16 protein-coding genes are annotated in these 16,870 nt (G+C 69.6%); 8 read left to right on the top strand and 8 right to left on the bottom strand.

Annotation, left to right across the window (positions count from 1 at the left end; all coding sequences use genetic code 11):
* Positions 1–100 precede the first annotated feature (100 nt).
* From ACWEO7_RS20340 to ACWEO7_RS20310, 7 genes are all read right to left on the bottom strand, one after another.
* Positions 101–1,807: a 3-deoxy-7-phosphoheptulonate synthase gene (locus ACWEO7_RS20340; protein ID WP_452425231.1), complete on the bottom strand. Its 1,707-nt coding sequence runs from the start codon at positions 1,805–1,807 to the stop codon at positions 101–103.
* Positions 1,808–1,857: 50 nt separating this feature from the next.
* Entirely contained in the window at positions 1,858–3,327 is a 1,470-nt protein-coding gene (locus ACWEO7_RS20335; protein WP_452425229.1) for an NAD(P)/FAD-dependent oxidoreductase, read from the bottom strand.
* 260 nt (positions 3,328–3,587) lie between these two features.
* Positions 3,588–3,740, bottom strand: a complete 153-nt coding sequence (locus ACWEO7_RS20330) for a hypothetical protein (RefSeq protein ID WP_452425227.1) — start codon at positions 3,738–3,740, stop codon at positions 3,588–3,590.
* Positions 3,741–3,984: 244 nt separating this feature from the next.
* Positions 3,985–4,263 carry a nuclear transport factor 2 family protein gene (locus ACWEO7_RS20325; RefSeq protein ID WP_452425225.1) on the bottom strand — a complete coding sequence of 93 codons (279 nt, stop codon included), beginning with the start codon at positions 4,261–4,263 and terminating at the stop codon, positions 3,985–3,987.
* Positions 4,260–4,916 (bottom strand): TetR/AcrR family transcriptional regulator, encoded by a 657-nt coding sequence (locus tag ACWEO7_RS20320; RefSeq protein ID WP_452425224.1) that lies wholly within the window; start codon positions 4,914–4,916, stop codon positions 4,260–4,262. Before ACWEO7_RS20320 ends, ACWEO7_RS20325 begins: the two co-directional genes overlap by 4 nt.
* A gap of 147 nt (positions 4,917–5,063) precedes the next feature.
* The gene (locus tag ACWEO7_RS20315) at positions 5,064–5,261 is read right to left on the bottom strand and encodes a hypothetical protein (RefSeq protein WP_452425222.1); all 198 of its coding nucleotides are present in this window, start codon (positions 5,259–5,261) and stop codon (positions 5,064–5,066) included.
* Positions 5,262–5,344: 83 nt separating this feature from the next.
* Complete coding sequence (locus tag ACWEO7_RS20310) at positions 5,345–5,953, bottom strand: TetR/AcrR family transcriptional regulator (RefSeq protein WP_452425220.1); 609 nt, start codon at positions 5,951–5,953, stop codon at positions 5,345–5,347.
* A 55-nt stretch (positions 5,954–6,008) separates the two neighbouring features.
* On the opposite strand from ACWEO7_RS20310, the gene ACWEO7_RS20305 reads away from it, so the two are divergent.
* On the top strand, positions 6,009–9,194 hold the full coding sequence (locus tag ACWEO7_RS20305; protein WP_452425290.1) for a carboxyl transferase domain-containing protein: 3,186 nt from the start codon (positions 6,009–6,011) through the stop codon (positions 9,192–9,194).
* Between the two features lie 183 nt (positions 9,195–9,377).
* Complete coding sequence (locus tag ACWEO7_RS20300; RefSeq protein ID WP_452425218.1) at positions 9,378–9,650, top strand: hypothetical protein; 273 nt, start codon at positions 9,378–9,380, stop codon at positions 9,648–9,650.
* A gap of 54 nt (positions 9,651–9,704) precedes the next feature.
* Here the strand turns inward: ACWEO7_RS20300 and ACWEO7_RS20295 are convergent, their stop codons facing one another.
* On the bottom strand, positions 9,705–10,880 hold the full coding sequence (locus tag ACWEO7_RS20295) for a serine hydrolase domain-containing protein (protein WP_452425217.1): 1,176 nt from the start codon (positions 10,878–10,880) through the stop codon (positions 9,705–9,707).
* A gap of 155 nt (positions 10,881–11,035) precedes the next feature.
* Between ACWEO7_RS20295 and ACWEO7_RS20290 the strand changes: the two genes are divergently transcribed.
* The 6 genes from ACWEO7_RS20290 to ACWEO7_RS20265 all read left to right on the top strand — a co-directional run bounded on the left by ACWEO7_RS20290 (position 11,036) and on the right by ACWEO7_RS20265 (position 16,838).
* Positions 11,036–11,449, top strand: coding sequence for a YciI family protein (locus ACWEO7_RS20290; protein WP_452425215.1), 414 nt, complete (start codon positions 11,036–11,038; stop codon positions 11,447–11,449).
* Positions 11,450–11,451: 2 nt separating this feature from the next.
* The gene (locus ACWEO7_RS20285; RefSeq protein WP_452425213.1) at positions 11,452–12,693 is read left to right on the top strand and encodes an RNA polymerase sigma factor; all 1,242 of its coding nucleotides are present in this window, start codon (positions 11,452–11,454) and stop codon (positions 12,691–12,693) included.
* A gap of 80 nt (positions 12,694–12,773) precedes the next feature.
* The gene (locus ACWEO7_RS20280; RefSeq protein WP_452425212.1) at positions 12,774–13,496 is read left to right on the top strand and encodes a pentapeptide repeat-containing protein; all 723 of its coding nucleotides are present in this window, start codon (positions 12,774–12,776) and stop codon (positions 13,494–13,496) included.
* Positions 13,497–13,586: 90 nt separating this feature from the next.
* On the top strand, positions 13,587–14,627 hold the full coding sequence (locus ACWEO7_RS20275; protein WP_452425210.1) for an AraC family transcriptional regulator: 1,041 nt from the start codon (positions 13,587–13,589) through the stop codon (positions 14,625–14,627).
* 289 nt (positions 14,628–14,916) lie between these two features.
* A complete protein-coding gene (locus ACWEO7_RS20270) occupies positions 14,917–15,942 on the top strand; it encodes a PP2C family protein-serine/threonine phosphatase (protein WP_452425208.1) in 1,026 nt (341 codons plus the stop codon).
* Between the two features lie 35 nt (positions 15,943–15,977).
* Positions 15,978–16,838: an SDR family oxidoreductase gene (locus ACWEO7_RS20265; RefSeq protein ID WP_364432265.1), complete on the top strand. Its 861-nt coding sequence runs from the start codon at positions 15,978–15,980 to the stop codon at positions 16,836–16,838.
* Positions 16,839–16,870 lie beyond the last annotated feature (32 nt).

The following is a 16,870-nucleotide window of genomic DNA, read 5'->3' as shown; positions in this document are numbered from 1 at the left end:
TTCGTGCGAGGTCCCGGAGTGCCGCCGGGTGCCCGGCGAACATTCCAGCGGTGGCGTGGCTCTCGTTACCGGACCGTCGGCGCCGCGCCGGAAGTTCGTGTCATCGCGGTGACCAGGTGGCCCGCAGTTCGAGCGCGACGATGACGCGATGAAGCGTTTCGACGGGATCGGGACCGCCTTCGAGGTGCAGGCCGCCGGGAACGGTGCCGGTCGTCCGGCACGTGTGGAAGAACGCGCGAATCACGTCGGCGACATCGTCGGCACCGAAGTCGCCGCCGCCGTGCGGCATGCGCGTGGACGGCATCGGATCGCACACCCAGCAGATCGGCGTCTCACACGCGGCGGCCGCGGCGAACAAGGACGGAAGCGTATCGAGGGTACCGGCGACGCCGAGTCGGGGGACCAGTGTGAGCCGCCCCGGCTCTTTTCGCGGATTCAATGTGCGACAGAGGAACTCGATGTCGTCCGGGGTGGTGGCGGGGCCGAGTGCTACCGCGACAGGGTTTCCGGCATGGATGGCGACCCGCATCCGGTCGCGGGCCAGCGTTCCCGTCCGATCGCCGAGCCACAACAGGTGTGCCGAGCGGTCCCACCATCGTTCGTCGGGTTTCGGGCCGGGTGGGAATGCCGGTTCGCGGGAGATGCGCAGCAGCGGTAGCCAATTGTGCAGTTCACTGGCGCCCGGCGGTGCGATGGCGGCGACGGGCAACAGCCCGCTCACCGCGCGGAGCAGGTCGCGTCGCACCGGATCATGCGACCGATCGGCGGCGCGGCGCAAAATGTTCACGCACAGCGTGATCGGCAGGCGGTCGGCGGGCCACTCGTCGAGCGCCGCGGCAGCGCGGAGGTCGCCGCGGTGTCGTCCAGGCGCTCGTTCGATGGTGACGGTCGCCGCTCCCAGCCCATGCGTCATGACCGCGGCCGCCGCGTACGTCAGTGCCCTGCGCGCGGCGACCGGGCTGGTGTCGTCTCCAGCAGAGGCGTCGTCGCGGCCACTGAGGTGCAGGACGAAACCGTCTCCCCGTGCTGCCTTCGCCAAATCCGCTGTGAGTGAATCGCATTCGTGGGGTTGGACGGGCCCGGGCCGCGAACGTCGCAGGCGGATGGGTGGCGCTGCGGAGTCCGCACCCCGCTGTGCGCCGCCCAGGAATTCGTGCGGCTCGATCAGTCGGCTCGCCACCTGGAACGACCCCGGCCGCGCGGGTTCCGGTTCGTCGGCCCAAGGCGGATCAGCACCGGCCGTGGCGGTGTGGTCGGGTGGGATGACGTCCGGGTTGAACGACTCCCGGATGTAGCAGAGCGGCCGATCCCCGAGCGTCATGACGTATGCCCGTGCCGCGCAGAGGCGACCGTCCGGCCACCGCATCACGCCGGTCCGCAGGAGATGCCGCCGCTGGGATACGCCCCGGGAGATGAGGCCGGTCCCGATCGGTACCCGCACATCGTCGACACCGGAAGCGGCCGCGCCTGCGCGCAGCGCGACGACGTAATTGATGGATGCGGTGAGCAGGTCGGCGTTGACCAGGCAGGAGCGGCGGACGATGACGCGATCGGAACCGGATACGCCCAAAGCGTCGGTGACCGTGGTCGGCAGCCGGCCGGCCGCGATGTCGTCCTGACGCAGTACCCGCACGTGCAGGTCGGTGCGAAGTATCGCCGCCAGCGCGGGGGTGGTGAATCCGTCACTCGCCAGCAGCATCCTGGTCAGGGGGTGGTCGAATCGCCCGATCTCGTCGTGGGTGCGCAATCCCGAACCACCGGGCGGGTGATCACCCGGTGGTTCGGGGCCGGTGTGCGTGATCGTCACGACCGGCTCCGTGCAGTGCCTGTCACGAGAAATCCGTGCCGGTACCGGCGCTAAAGGGTGGTGGCAGCCGTCGGTGGAAGAACGGGACGAGCCACGGCGGCGATCTCCGCATCGGTCCGCGGCCGATCGGTGAGGCCGAGCACCGGTTCGGTCGTGATGCGCAACTGGCCCGTCGTCGTGTCCGCCAACGGATCGCGCCAGTGATCCCACACGACGGACATGTCTAGGTGGCCCATGTACTCGAGGTTCGCCGACTCGGCGTGCAGACCTTCGGCCGCGGAGATGATGGTCGCGGTCGCGGCGCGCTGTTGCACGCCCGAGGACTCGTCCATGTCGGTCAGGCCGGCCATGATCTCGGTGAACTGAGCCTGCTTCGTGTCGCCGCTGTGCCCGGTGGTCAAGGTGCCCGCGTGCGCGAAATACTCCTCCGAGCCCACATACTGCTCGTACATCCGCGACACCAGGACAAGGAATCGCGTGTAGGCCCGGCGATAGGCGTCCTCGTAGAAGGCCAGCGCGTCGGACTCGCTCAGTTCCCCGCGCAGGATCGTCGCGATCGCCGCCGCGGCGACCAGGCCGGAGTATGTCGCGAGATGCACGCCGCTGGACAACAGCGGATCGAGGAAGCAGGCCGCGTCGCCGACGACCACCCAGCCCGGACCGCTGAACCGGTCGGAGGTGTAGGAGTAGTCCTGCTCCGCCTTGACCTCCGCGACCTGCCGCGCGCCGACGAGCAACTTGCTCATCGCCGCGCTGTCGGCGATGGTCTGTGCGTAGTACGCCTCACGGCCGAGTTCGCGGAGTTTCGGAGCCGCTTTGCGTGCCGAGACGACATAGCCGACGCTGTGGCGGCCGTTCGAAAGCGGAATGTTCCAGAACCAGCCGCCCTCCGGCGTGGAGACGACGTTGATCGCGCCCTCCGGGCTGTCCGGATGTAGCTGTGCGCCTTCCCAATACGACCACACGGCGACGTTGCGGAAGGCGGGATGCTGCTGACGATCGACGACCTGGTGTTTGGCCAGTACGCCTGCGCGGCCGGAGGCGTCGACGAGAAAGTCGATCTCGGTGGTGTGCACTTGGTCGTCACCGTCGACGGTCCATTCCATGGCCGTCGGCCGGTCGCCCTCGAACAGGACGTTTGTGACCGTGGCCTGCTCGATCACCTGCGCACCCTGCTCGGCGGCGTTGCGCAGCAGTAGATCGTCGAAGACGTCGCGCTGGACCTGCCAGGACCAGGCCTCGGCGTCCACGAGCTTGGACCAGTCCAGCAACCAGTTGTCGTCCTGCCACTGGAAGTGGCCGCCTCGTTTGATCTGGAAGCCGTGGGCGGCCACCGCGTCGTAGGCGCCGGAGACGCGCAAGGTCGACAGGACCGAAGCCAACAGGCTCTCGCCGATGTGGTAGCGCGGGAACTTATCTCGTTCCAGGAGGGTCACCCGGACCCCCGATTTCGCGAGCAGGGCTGCGGTGGTGGACCCGGCTGGGCCGCCACCGATGACCAGAACATGCGGATTGTCCATAGCGAACTCCCTGGAACTGCCGACAACGGATCGTGTGCCCGCCTCAGTGGTGGAAGATCTCCGGGCGAGCCGCGGTCGTCGACGCGTCCGGATCGAGTTTTGCCACTGATTAGCTAAACTAACGGTGCACGATTCGATTGTAGCAATTGATAGCCAAACCTCAATAGATACAAGCTATTTGGCAACCATCGGTCTATCCGGCGGGAGGTTACTGAAGGGTTGCCAAAATGCCCGCAGGAGACCTTGCCGATGGACTGTCGTCACTGGGCATGAGCTGTGATGCCGAAGATGGTGGACATCACATCGTCTATGGAAACCGTTGCGGGGAGGAAGTGTTTCGCCAGCGCTATGCGGTCGCGGCGCAAAATGTGGACGTCAGGGGTAGGAGACGATGACATATGTCGTTCGGTCATCACCCCTCTTTCCCAACGGATCCAAGGATACGGCGGACCCTCGCGCCGCACGAGCCGTTCATCCAGAGTTACCATACTGGTGACCAGGTCTCGGCTTCGGCCAACTCCCGGCGATCGGTCCAGGCGGGTGGATGACGTTGTGGCGCGGCCGATTTGCCGACCCTGCTGACCTGCGCGGTTAAGAATTTCCCGGTGTCGGTGGTTGTGACACTCCGGTGGGCGAACTGAGCGAGAGGGGGCGAGTTCAGGCCGGGCCGCGTCCGGCGGCGACCCGGCCCGCGACCGGCCGTACGTCGCGGTGGGATATCAGCCACTCGCCGTCGTATTTCTCGTACCTGTCCTGCACCAGGCCGATGGTGGTCCAGTCCGCGGGGCGGTTGGTGTCGGCGAATTCCCTGGGGGTGAACCAATGCCATACCGTGGCGTAGGCGGTGAGCAGCGGGCCGTCCTCGGTCCACTCGATGGTGGCCTGCCCGGCGACATGCGCCACCATGGCGCGCTGGGATTTCGGCGCGCGGCTCATGTTTTTTCGGGCGCTTCGTAGGCGCGCAGGAAGGTGTCGACCCCCGTCGTGGCGACCGCGTGCATCTCGGTGGTGGAGACCTTGCGGGTGCCCAGCCGTGAGCGGCCCTCCATCGGGCCGGTGATCAGCGCGAGGAACTGTTCCGCGGCGATGGCCGGGTCGCACGCGCGCAAGCGGCCGGACAGCGACAGGCGCGCCAGCCGATCGGCCAGCGCCTCGGCGAGTTGGTCGGACGTGCGGCTGACGACGATGTCGATCAGGTCGGGGAACTGGGCGACCTGCCCGTAGGTCAGCCACCGCAGCGACCGGGATCGCTCGGAGCAGCAGACCCGGATCAGCCGGTACGCCAGGTCCTCCAGTGTGGCGCGCAAGTCGGGGCCGGGGTTGCGCAACCGTTCCACCACCGACAGGTTCTCGGCGAGCACCGCGTCGCCCGCGGCCGCCAGCGTGTGCCGGAACAGGGTTTCCTTGTCGTTGAGGTGGTTGTAGATGGTCGGCTTGGCGACGCCTGCCGCCTCGGCGATCTCCTGCACGCACGCCTGCGCGTAACCGTGGCGTGCGAAGACCACGAACGCCGCGTCCAGGATCGCCTGCCGTTTGTCGATCCGCCCGCGCGAAGCCGCTTGTCCGGCTTGCGATGTCACTGGTGCCACTCCCGCAGTCTAGTACAGTCCGAATATTAGATTGAACCAGCTGGTACAAAGCCTCGCTTGTTTCGGCTCGAGCCCGTGACCATGAGACCCGGCGCACGGCGGCACCGATGAGTTTCCGGCGGTCACGGAAGACATCCCCGGCGAGAGCTACTCCGTTCGTAGGCCGGTCGGGCTGATTCGCAGGCCATTTCGGAATTCGGCCGCCGAGGAGACGGTGGCGGCCGCTCGGGCGATCTCGATGAGTTCGGGGAAGCGGTCGGGCGGCAGTTGCGCGACGCGGTCGATGGCGGCGGCGCGATCGGCGGAGCCGCGGGGCAAACCGGGGGGAGCGCCCGGTCCAGCCACATCGGACGCGGTGCTCGCCGGGTAGAGCGGCGCGGTGGCCGCGATCAGCAGGGAAAGAATGACGCAGGTCAGGCGGTGATGGGCTACAGGCCGAGCAGGGTTTCCGCGACCTTTCCCATAGCCTCGCGATACTCCGCACGGCTGGATTCGTCGGCGGTCCGACGCGCGAGGACGCCCGCGGTGAGGGTGTAGCCGATCGTTTCCGCGATCACCCGCGGCGTCGCCACCGGGGTGATGCGGCCCGCGTCGAGTTGACGCTGGAGATACCGGGTGAAGCGGCGGATCGGCCGTTCGGTGATCTCCTCGGACAGCGCCGCCACTTTGGGATCCACGGACCCGCGCTCGTCGATCAGGCGCAGCAGAGGTCCCGCTGCGGTGACCGCGGTGGCGAAGGATTCGATGGTGGCGCGCAACATAATTCGCGGATCGTCATCCTCGATGCCCGGCTCCTGCGCGGCGAGGAAGTCGTCGCGCACCCGCTCGGCCAGTGCGAGGAAGATCTCCTCCTTGGAGGCGAAGTACACGTACATCGTCGCACGGGAGACGCCGGCCTCGGCGGTGATGGCGGCGACGGTGGTGTTGTCGTAGCCGCGCTCGGCGAACACGCGGGTCGCGGCGTCGAGCAGATCGCGGTGCCGGGAGGTGTGCGAGCGCTCCCGCGCGGCGCGCACCGACCAGGTGGACTGGGTCACGCCGATATGATGACCCATGTTGACGTTGACGTCAATGTCAACGAGACTGAGCGGCATGCAGGTCTTCGTGGCGAACAGGGGAGAAGTAGCGGTCCGCGTGTTGCGCACCGCCCGGGAACGGGGTTGGCGAACCCTCGCGGTGCACACCGCCGAGGAACGAGACGCGCTGCACGTCCGGCTGGCCGACGATGCCGTGCCATTGCCCGGCGTGGGAGCCTCCGCCTACATCGATGTCACGGCCGTCGTCACGGCGGCGAGAAAGGCGGGGCCCGGCGCGTTGGTGCACCCCGGCTACGGATTCCTCAGCGAGAGCGCCGAATTCGCGAAGGCGTGTGCGGCGGCCGAACTCGTGTTCGTCGGTCCGTCGCCCGAAGCGCTCGACATCTTCGGCGACAAGACCGCGGCACGCGCGGCGGCCGAGCGCGCGGGTGTCCCGGTGATCCCGGCGAGCCCCCGCGGCGCGGACATCGCCGAGGTGCGGGCACTGCTCACCGCGCATCCCGACGGGGTGATGGTGAAGGCCGCGGCGGGCGGTGGCGGGCGCGGTATGCGTGCGGTGCGCGACGCGGCCCGCCTCCCGGAGGTGTTCGAACGCTGCCGCGCGGAGGCGCTGGCCGGATTCGGTGACGACGCGGTCTACGCGGAGGCGCTGATCACCGGCGCTCGGCACATCGAGGTCCAGATCGTCACCGACGGAGCCGTGGCGGCGGCGATCGGCGACCGCGATTGCAGCGTGCAGCGCAGGCAGCAGAAACTGCTCGAGGTCGCGCCCGCACCCGAATTGCCGGCCGGGTTGCGCGAGCGGTTGCATCGCTGGGCGGTCCGGCTCGCCGAATCCGTCGGCTGCCGCGGTGTCCTCACCGTCGAATTCCTGGCGCGCGGCGGCGAGGCGTGGTTTCTCGAGGTCAACCCGCGGCTGCAGGTCGAGCACACCGTCACCGAAGCGGTTCTGGGAATTGATCTGGTGGCGGTGCAATGCGATCTCGCCCGCGGCGCCACGCTGGCCGATCTCGCGCTCCCCGACCCCGGTTCCGCGAGCGGTTACGCGGTGCAGGCGCGCCTGAACGCCGAAACCGTCACCGCGGGCGGCGACGTGCTGCCCGGCACCGGCACGCTGACGCGGTTCGCGCCACCGACCGGAGTCGGCGTACGGGTCGACACCGCCGCGTTCACCGGTATGCGGCAGGACGCGCGCTTCGACTCGTTACTGGCCAAGGTCATCGCCTGCGGACCGTCCTACCCGGCCGCGCTGCGCCGGTGCGCCGACGCGCTGGCCGAGACCGTCGTGACCGGGGTGGACACCAATATCGCCGTGCTGCGCGCGATCTTGACGGATCTGTCGGAGGGCCGCGTCGTGCCGACCACGTGGTTCGAGCGGAACGTCGGCGAATTGGTCCGGCGGGCAGATGATTTCGCTGTCGTTGTGCCCGCCGCGCCCGACCGGGAAGAGATCGCGGCCGCCGAAGTGACCCTGGACGACGACGAGGAGGCGGTGCGGTCGCCCATGGGTGGCACGGTGGTCGCGCTCACCGAGCCCGGCGTCGTGGTCGCGGCGGGCGGTGAGGTCGCGGTGCTGGAAGCGATGAAGATGCAGCACGTGGTGCGCGCCGAGCAGGACCTGCGCGTGTGCCGCCACGTGGCAGCGGTCGGCGCGGTCGTCGATTCGCACGCGCCGCTGCTGACCTTCGTCCCCGCCGAGCACGAGGGCGCGGTCGCGGATCACACCGCGGTCGACCTGGACTCGGTGCGCGCCGACCTCGCCGAAGTCCACGCCCGCCGACGGGGAGTGCTCGACGAAGCACGGCCGGAGGCGGTCGCCAAACGCCATCGGCTCGGGCGGCGCACCGCCAGGGAGAACATCACCGACCTCGTCGACGCGGACAGCTTCGTCGAGTACGGCGCGCTCGCGGTGGCCGCCCAGCGCCTGCGCCGCAGTCCGGAGGACCTGATCGCGAACACGCCCGCGGACGGCCTGATCGCGGGCGTGGCCACCGTCGGCGCCGAGCGATTCGGTCCCGGCCGCTCGCGCGCGGTGGTGCTGTCCTACGACTACACGGTGCTGGCGGGCACCCAAGGGATGCGCAACCACGTCAAGACCGACCGCATGCTGGAACTCGCACGCGAACAACGGCTTCCGGTGATCTTCTTCACCGAGGGCGGCGGCGGCAGACCGGGCGACACCGACTATCCCGGCATCTCCGGTCTGGACGTCACCACCTTCCGCGCGATGGGCGCACTCTCGGGCAGGGTTCCGCTGATCGGCATCGTGTCCGGACGCTGCTTCGCGGGCAACGCGGCGCTGCTCGGCATGTGCGATGTCGTGATCGCCACTCCCGACGCGAATATCGGCATGGGCGGCCCCGCCATGATCGAGGGCGGCGGCCTGGGCGTCTACGCGCCGGAGGACATCGGCCCCGTCGAGGTGCAGCGTCGCAACGGCGTCGTGCACATCGTGGCCGCGGACGAGGCGGGGGCGGTCGCCACCGCGCGGCGCTATCTCGCCTACTTCCAAGGCGACATCGAGGAATGGACCCCGCCGGACCCGCGGCTGGCGCGGCACGTGGTTCCGGAGAATCGCCTGCGTGCGTTCGATATTCGTGCCGCGATCGAGGCCGTCGCGGATGTCGGGTCGGTGCTGGAGCTGCGCCGCGACTGGGCGGCCGGGATCATTACCGCACTGATCCGGGTCGAAGGACGGCCGTTCGGTTTGATCGCCAACGACTGCCACCATCACGGCGGGGCGATCGATGCTCCGGCCGCCGACAAGCTCAGCATGTTCCTACGTCTGTGTGACGAGCACGGCTTGCCGATCGTCTCCTTCTGCGACACACCGGGCTTCATGGTGGGCCCCGACGCGGAGAAGGACGCCACGGTGACGAAGTTCAGCCGCCTGTTCATCGACTCCGCCGCGCTGTCGGTGCCGCTGGGCACCGTCATCGTGCGCAAGGGCTACGGTCTGGGCGCTCAGGCCATGGCGGCGGGCTCGTTCCGCGCTCCGCGGTTCGTCATCGCCTGGCCGACCGGCGAGATCGGCGGCATGGGCCTGGAGGGAGCGGTCCGCCTCGGGTTCGCGAAGGAGCTGGCCGCCATCGAGGATCCGGGCGAGCGGCAGCAGGCGTTCGACAACCTGGTCCAGCTCGCCTACGCCAACGGCAAGGCTCTCACCGCCGCCACCGTTCTGGAAGTCGACGACGTCATCGATCCGGCCGATACCCGCCGCTGGATCCGTACTCTGCGCTGACCGGTACGGCAGCCAGGGATCCGGCGCCACCCGCCACGCGCTCCGGGTTGAGATCATGATCCGCACGCGCGCCCCATCAGGCGCCGTGCCAGGACGGTCCGTCCTCACCACGGGATCGAGGACCGGCGAGCCGGGCAACGCCCGCGACACATCCACGGCAGAGAGACCTGCCGGAACCAGCCGATGTGTCGTTCCGGGCGCGGCTTCTTCCTTGATCGCCCGGCGTCAGCGTGCGCGATTCTCGACCTGCTCGTCGATGACGCGTCCGGCACCTTGGTACGGCTGGCGCTGGTGACACGCCGATTCGGCGGCAGGGTGCACGAGTTGACCGTGACCACCGATCCAGCGACCGGCACGGCGCGGATGCGCGTGGCACTCGGCGGTGACGACGCGACGACCACGCGGATCGCCGACCGGCTCGCCGGACTCGTCGACGTGCACGTGACCGTGCGCTGAACCGCCACACCCGGTGGTCGGGTGAGCCTGCGCGCGTCGGGGCGGAGCGAACGCTCAGCGAACGCTCGCGTGCACGCCGTTCAGCGCGTCGACCAGGTTGCGGGCGCGCAGATCGAGCGCGCCTTCGACGATGTGGTTGGTGACGTAGGCGAAGGCGAGACGACGTTCGGGATCGGCGAACGCGAGACTGCCGCCGCGGCCCGGATGGCCGAACGAGGCGGCTCCGCCCAGTGGCAGTTCCGCGGTGGGCAGCATGTACCCCGAGGCATAACGGCCGGGCAGCATCAGCACATGATCGGTGCCCGCGACCTGTTCCCGGCAGGCAGCGGCGAGAGTGTCGACGGTGAGCAGGCGCGTGCCCTCGACCTCGCCGACGAGCGCCGCGTACAGACGCGCCAGGCCGCGGGCGGTGCCGATGCCGTTGGTCGCGGGCAGTTCCGCGGCTTGGACGGCCGGTGAATTGAAGTCGATGTCCGCCGGATCGGTGATCTGGAAGGCTCGATTGACCAGGGCCTGCGGATCACGCATCGCCGCGAGCAGCGGACGCAGCGACTCGGGAACGGTGTCCTCTGGCACCGCGGTCAAGTCGGGCGCGGGCGCGAATACCAAGCGGCTGACCCGGCTCTGCTCGGACGGTGGCAGGCCGATGAAGAAGTCGATATCGAGCGGACCAGCGATCTCCTCGGCGAGAAACCGGCCGGGCGTGCGACCGGACACGCGGCGGATCACTTCGCCGACCAGCCAGCCGTAGGTGCGCCCGTGATACCCGAACGCGGTGCCGGGGGGCCAATTCGGCGCTTGCGCGGCCAGCGCGTCCACCATCGGCGTCCAGGCCAATGCGTCACCCAGTTCGACGGGCTTGTCCAGCGCCGCAAGGCCCGCTTGGTGCGTCAGCAGCCAGCGCACCGGGATGTCGGCCTTACCCGCCGCCGCGAATTCCGGCCAGTAGCGCGCCACCGGAGCGTCGAGATCGAGATCGCCCCGTTGCGCGAGCAGGTGCGCGATGGTGGCGACGACGCCTTTCGTCGCCGAATAGACCAGCTGCAAGGTGTCGCGCTGCCACGGCCGCCCGGTATCGGGATCGGCCGTTCCGCCCCACAGATCGACCACCGGCCGCCCGCCCAGGTACACGCAGACCGCGGCGCCGATGTCGCCCTGCTCGGTGAAATTGGCCGCGAACGCCTCCCGCACGGCCTCGTAGCCGGCGGCGGCCGTCCCCTCGATGATCATGCGGGACAGCATGTCACGACGCGGCCGAGCAGGGCATCCGGCCTGGTGACCACCATCGAGAAGTTTTTCCCACCGCGATGTCCGAGAATGGTCAGCGGCTCCGACGTTCCAGACGAGCGGCGCCACCGGGGCGCCGACGACCCAGAGGAATCGCCATGAAATACATGATCCTGAGCTACGCCTCTCAGCGGGACTACGACGGCATGGTCGGCAAGGACACGGGCAAGCCCGCGTGGACGGCCGAGGAGTTCGCGGCACTGACCCAGTTCATGACCGAGTTCAACAAGAAGCTCGAGGAATCGGGCGAACTCGTGGAGACCCGGGGACTTGCGGAGCCGGTACACACCAGGCGGCTGGGCATCAGGGACGGAAAGCCGTTCGTCACCGACGGCCCCTACGCCGAGACCCAGGAAGTGCTCGCGGGATTCTGGATCGTGGAATGCGAGAGCTTCGACCGCGCCACCGAGATCGCGTCCGAACTCAACAAGTGCCCAGCTCCCGCGCACGTGCTCCAATCGGTCTACGCCGATGTGCGCCCGATCGCCGAAGCCGCTCCCGAATTCGGCTGACCATGCCCGATCCGGTGGCGACGGACCTGCTGCGCCCGTTGGCGCCGCGGGTCCTCGCCGCGCTCGTGCGCAAGTACGGGCACTTCGACACCGCGGAGGACGCGGTGCAGGAGGCGTTGCTCGCCGCGGCGACGCAGTGGCCCGCCGACGGTGTCCCCGCCAAACCGCTGGCCTGGCTGATCACCGTCGCGTCGCGCAGGCTCACCGATCTGCTGCGGGCCGAGCAGGCCCGCAGGCAACGCGAACAGACCGTGGCCCGCTGGGCGCTGCCGGAGGACTGGCTGACGCCGCCCGCCGACCGGCAGCCCAGCGACGCCGACGACACCCTGGTCCTGCTGTTCCTGTGCTGTCACCCCGCGCTGTCGCCGTCCTCCCAGGTCGCGCTCACGCTGCGCGCGGTCGGCGGCCTCACCACCGCGGAGATCGCCCGGTGCTTCCTGGTTCCGGAACCGACCATGGCGAAACGCGTCGGCCGGGCGAAGCGCACCATCGCACGCAGCGGCGTGCCGTTCGCCCCGCCGTCCGCGGCCGACCGCGCCGACCGGCTGGCCGCCGTGCTACACGTGCTGTATCTGGCCTTCACCGAGGGCTACGCCGCCACCTCCGGCCCCCACCTGCACCGGGTCGAGTTGTCGGCCGAGGCGATCCGGCTCACCCGCCTCGTGCACCGCCTGCTTCCCGAGGACGACGAAGTAGCGGGACTGCTGGCGCTGATGCTGCTCACCGACGCCCGTCGTGCCGCACGCACCGGCCCCGGCGGCGAGCTGATTCCGATGGAGGAACAGGACCGGAGCCGATGGGACGCGGGCGCGATCGCCGAGGGAATCGCACTGGTCACTGCCGCACTGCCACGGGGCATTCCGGGGCCCTATCAGTTGCAAGCCGCGATCGCCGCACTACACGACGAGGCGCCCAATTACGCCGCGACGGACTGGCCGCAGATCGCCCTGCTCTACGAACGCCTGCTGGCGGCGGCCGACAATCCGATGGTCGCACTGAACCACGCGGTCGCGGTGGCGATGGCGGTGGGCCCCGCGGCGGGGCTGAAGCTGGCCGATGATCTCGGCGAGCGTCTCGCCGGCGACCACCGGTTGCCCGCCGTGCGCGGACACCTGCTGGAGATGCTCGGCGACATCGCCGGCGCCCGCGGGGCCTATCTGGCCGCCGCGGAGCGGACGACGAGCATTCCGCAGCAGCGCTACCTGCTGTCGCGGGCCGCCCGGCTGGAGTCGAGCGGCGACTGATCTCGATCGGCGGCCGAACTTGTCGTTGCGCACCGGAATACTCGTCGCCGACCGATCTTCGTGACGAACTGGAGGAGTGCATGGCGCGCGAACTCGAAGACCTGCCCTACGCGCGGTATCTCACCGCCTTGGACGGGGACCTCGAAGCGGAGGGCGACTACGACTGCGTCCGGGTCGACGGCGGTGCGCTGGACGACATCGATGTGTCGCACGCGCGCTTCAACGAGTCGGCGTTCAGCTCGAACACCTTCACCCGCGGCACGCTGCGCTACAGCCGGTTCACCGATGTGTGGCTGCGCCACGTCCGCTGGGTCGGCACCGAATTGGCCGACACGGCGTGGCTGGACAGTGAGGTGGTGGCGGGCGCGATGTCCGGTGTCGACTTCGCGGGGGCGAACCTGCGGCGGGTGCGGTTCGAAGGTTGCAAGTTCGACTCGGTGAACTTTCGCCGGGCCCAGTTGCGCGAGGTGATCTTCACCGACTGCGTACTGCGCGATTGTGACTTCGCCGAGGCCGCGCTGACCGAGATCACGGTGCCCGGCTCGGCGCTCGTCCGGCTCTCGCTGCGCAACGCTCGCGTGGTGAAAGTGGACCTGCGCGGCGCGACGGCACTCGATGTCGCCGACGGGCTCGACAGCCTGCGCGGGGCGACGATCAGCAGTCCGCAGCTGATGGATCTCGCGCCCGCCTTCGCGCGTTCCATCGGTATCACTGTGCGGGATCGATGGCGCCGAACTCACGCGACACCGGACACGGCTCCCGGTCCGGCGACGAAAACAGCTGGCTGCCAGCGGCCGCCGTGACGCCATTTCGGCGAACCGCCGATGCGCACGACACCCGATTGATACATTGCGCCGATACCGCGCAGTACCGCTTCATCGAGGACGCGAGTCATGGTCGATCCGGATACCCTCCGCAGCGCCGCAGGCGTGCGTGCGCTCGTACGCATCGCCGGAGAGCGGGGCATGGCGCCCGCCGCGTGCCTGGCCGGTACCACGCTGACGCCCGCCGAACTGGGCGACCCCTCCGCCGAGATCACCGCGCAGGACGAAGTGCTGGTGGTGCGGACGGTGCTCGGCCGGTTCGGCGACGAGCCGGGACTCGGTCTCGCGGCGGCGGTCCGGCACGATCTGCGGTCGCGCTGGCCGTGGGGTCTCGCGCTGCTGGGCAGCCGGACGCTGCGTGAGCTGATCGAGGTGGGGTCGCGCTACATCGGTCGCACAGTGCCGTTCGGGCGACTGGCTATCGAGGAAGCCGACGGCGAAGCGCGGCTGGTGTTCGACGACGCCGACATCCCACCCGAGATGCGGGCGTTCTTCGCCGAAGCGGCCCTGGCCGGATTGCCCGCCTTCGATCGCGAATTGTTCGCCGTCGGCGTCCCGGTGCGGCGGGTCGGTTTCCGGCACGCCGGTCCGCGCGACATCAAGCGGTACCGCGACGTCTTCGGTGTGGCGCCGGTTTTCGGTGCGCCGACGAGCGCGGTGGTCTTCGAGCGCAGTGTGCTGGACCGGCCGCTGCCACCGGCGAACGCCGTCGCGCGGGACAACTGCGGACAACTGTGCCGCGACCTGCTGGACCGGCGCCGGTCACGCACCGGCGTCGCGGCGTCGGTGCGCGACCGCCTCGTTCGCACTCCGGGTGAGATCCCCGATCAGGCGACGGTCGCTCTCGGGCTGTTCATGAGCTCGCGCACCCTGTCGCGGCGGCTGAACGAGGAGGGCACCTCGTTCCGGGCGCTGCTGGACGAGGTACGCCAGACCATGTCGGAGGTGCTGCTCGCGCACACCGATATGACCACCGAACAGGTCGCCGCGCGGCTGGGCTACGCGGAGGCGGCGTCCTTCATCCGGGCCTTCCGCCGTTGGCAGGGCTGTCCTCCGCAGACGTTTCGCACGCGGGGGCGGCGCCCGCATCGGTCGCCCGAGCTGGTCTGAGCGACGAGCGGCTGCCCCCGTGCGGATCATCCGGGGTGCCATCTCTCGCGGGTGCGGGCAGACCGTCGGCTATCGTGCTGCCGGGCAGCGGGCAGGGAGATCCGGCACCGGGATCGAGACCAGGAACACTCCCGTACTATCGCGATCGGAGTCGGCCTGCCGGGGAGATGAAGGAGGAGGGTGTGGAAGTTCGCACCAGCAATACGCCACTGTGGTTACGGTTGGGCCAACGACTTCCGGAGCATGGCGCGCCCGCGGGCCACGGCACTGTCGGCCGGGGAGCCGTCCGATGACCGATGAAGGTGCCGACCTACGCTGCGCCGGATGCTCGGCTGTCGGACTCGACGGCCTGCGGTGCGGGTCGTGCGGTCGGGAACTCGGTTATCGATACATAGCGCTGCCCGGTCCCGACGCGACGTCGTGCGCCGATTGCGGAGGCGACCACTTCTACGCCGACGGGCGCTGTGCGCGGTGCGGCCGGTCGCGGCCGGTGGCGGATCGCTTCGACACCGATCTGGGCGCGGTGGCGGTGCTCACCGATCGCGGCATCGTCCATGCGCGCAACGAGGACGCCGTCGCGGCCGGGGTGCTGGAAGGCGTAGTGCCGGAAACGGACGCGTCGGTCGTGATCGCGGTCAGTGACGGCGTGTCGACTTCGTCCCGGCCGCAGGTGGCCTCCGGTGCGGCGGTCCGGGCCGGTGTCGGCGCGACCGCCGCCGCGCTCGCGGCCGGACAGCCCGCGACGGAGGCGATCATGGCCGGGTTGGCGGCCGCGGTGCAGGCGGTCCGCGACGTGGACGTTCCCGATGGTCCCGCGCCCTCGTGCACGTATGTGTCCGCCATCGTCGCCCACCACGGCGCGGAAACCGAGATCACCGTGGCGAATGTCGGTGACAGCCGCGCCTATTGGCTGCCGACGCCGCAGCGCGACGAGCAGGCCCAGCGCTTGACCGTCGACGACTCGTGGGCGCAGGCACTGGTCGACGCGGGTGCGATGGACGAGCGCGCGGCGATGGCCGATCCCCGGGCGCACACACTGATCCGCTGGCTCGGCGCGGACAGTCCGCCGAAGCCGTGGGCGGACAATTGCGTTCGGACGGTGCGCGTCTCGGGGCCCGGTGTGCTGCTGCTGTGCTCCGACGGGCTGTGGAACTACTCGCCCGCGCCCGCCACGCTGGCCGACCAGGTGGCAGCGAAGGCGCCCGCGGAGGCGGCCCGCGCGCTCGCGGAGTACGCATTGCGTTGCGGTGGCGGCGACAACATCACGGTCGCGCTCGCGCCGGTTCCGTGGCAGAGCCGTCCGCCTGTTCCATAGACAGTGATGTTCATGGTTGCGTATGGTCATCGACTATGACGAAGTTCGCCGGCAAAACCTGTCTGATCACCGGCGCGGCCAGCGGTCTCGGTCGCAGTACGGCGCTCGCGGCGGCAACCGAAGGCGCTTCGCTCGTGCTGACCGATATCGCCGCTGACGGCCTGGCGCGGACCGCGGCCGACGCGCGCGCCGCGGGCGCGACCGTCCACGTCGCCGAGGCGGCCGATGTCAGTGATTACGACCAGGTCGTCGCGCTGGCGGCCCAGGTGCACGACGTGGTCGGCAGCGTCGACATCGTCATGAACGTGGCCGGCATCGCGACGTGGGGGACCGTGGATCGGCTGACGCACGACCAGTGGCGGCGCACGGTCGACATCGACCTCATGGGCCCGATCCACGTGATCGAAGCGTTCGTCCCGCCGATGATCGCGGCCGGACGCGGCGGTCACGTGGTGAATGTGTCCTCGGCGGCCGGCCTGTTCGGCCTGCCGTGGCACGCGCCGTACAGCGCGGGCAAGTTCGGCCTGCGCGGCGTGTCGGAGGTGCTGCGCTTCGACTTGGCACGCCACCGCATCGGCGTGAGCTTGGTGTGTCCGGGCGCCATGGCCACGCCGATGGTCGACAGCGTCGACATCGCGGGCGTCGATCGCACGGCCGAAGCGGTGCAGCGGGGCATGGCGCTGTTCATGCGGCACGCGGTCACCCCGGAGGCGGCGGCGCGCTCGATCGTGCGTGGTGTCGAACGCAACCGCTACCTCGTGTTCACCTCGCCCGACATTCGCGTGGGCTTCTGGGCGCAGCGGTATTTCCCGCCCGCGTACAACGCCGCGATGCGCGGATTGAATTGGGCGATGAACCGCTATGTCGAGCAGAAGGCAGGGGCTCGGGCGAACTGAGCGCGGCGGGGTCGCCGTAGCCGGTCGTGGCG

It is taken from the genome of Nocardia sp. NPDC004260, from assembly GCF_053603155.1.
Note: the sequence above shows the minus strand (reverse complement) of the source record. Positions and strands in the feature narration are given on the sequence as shown.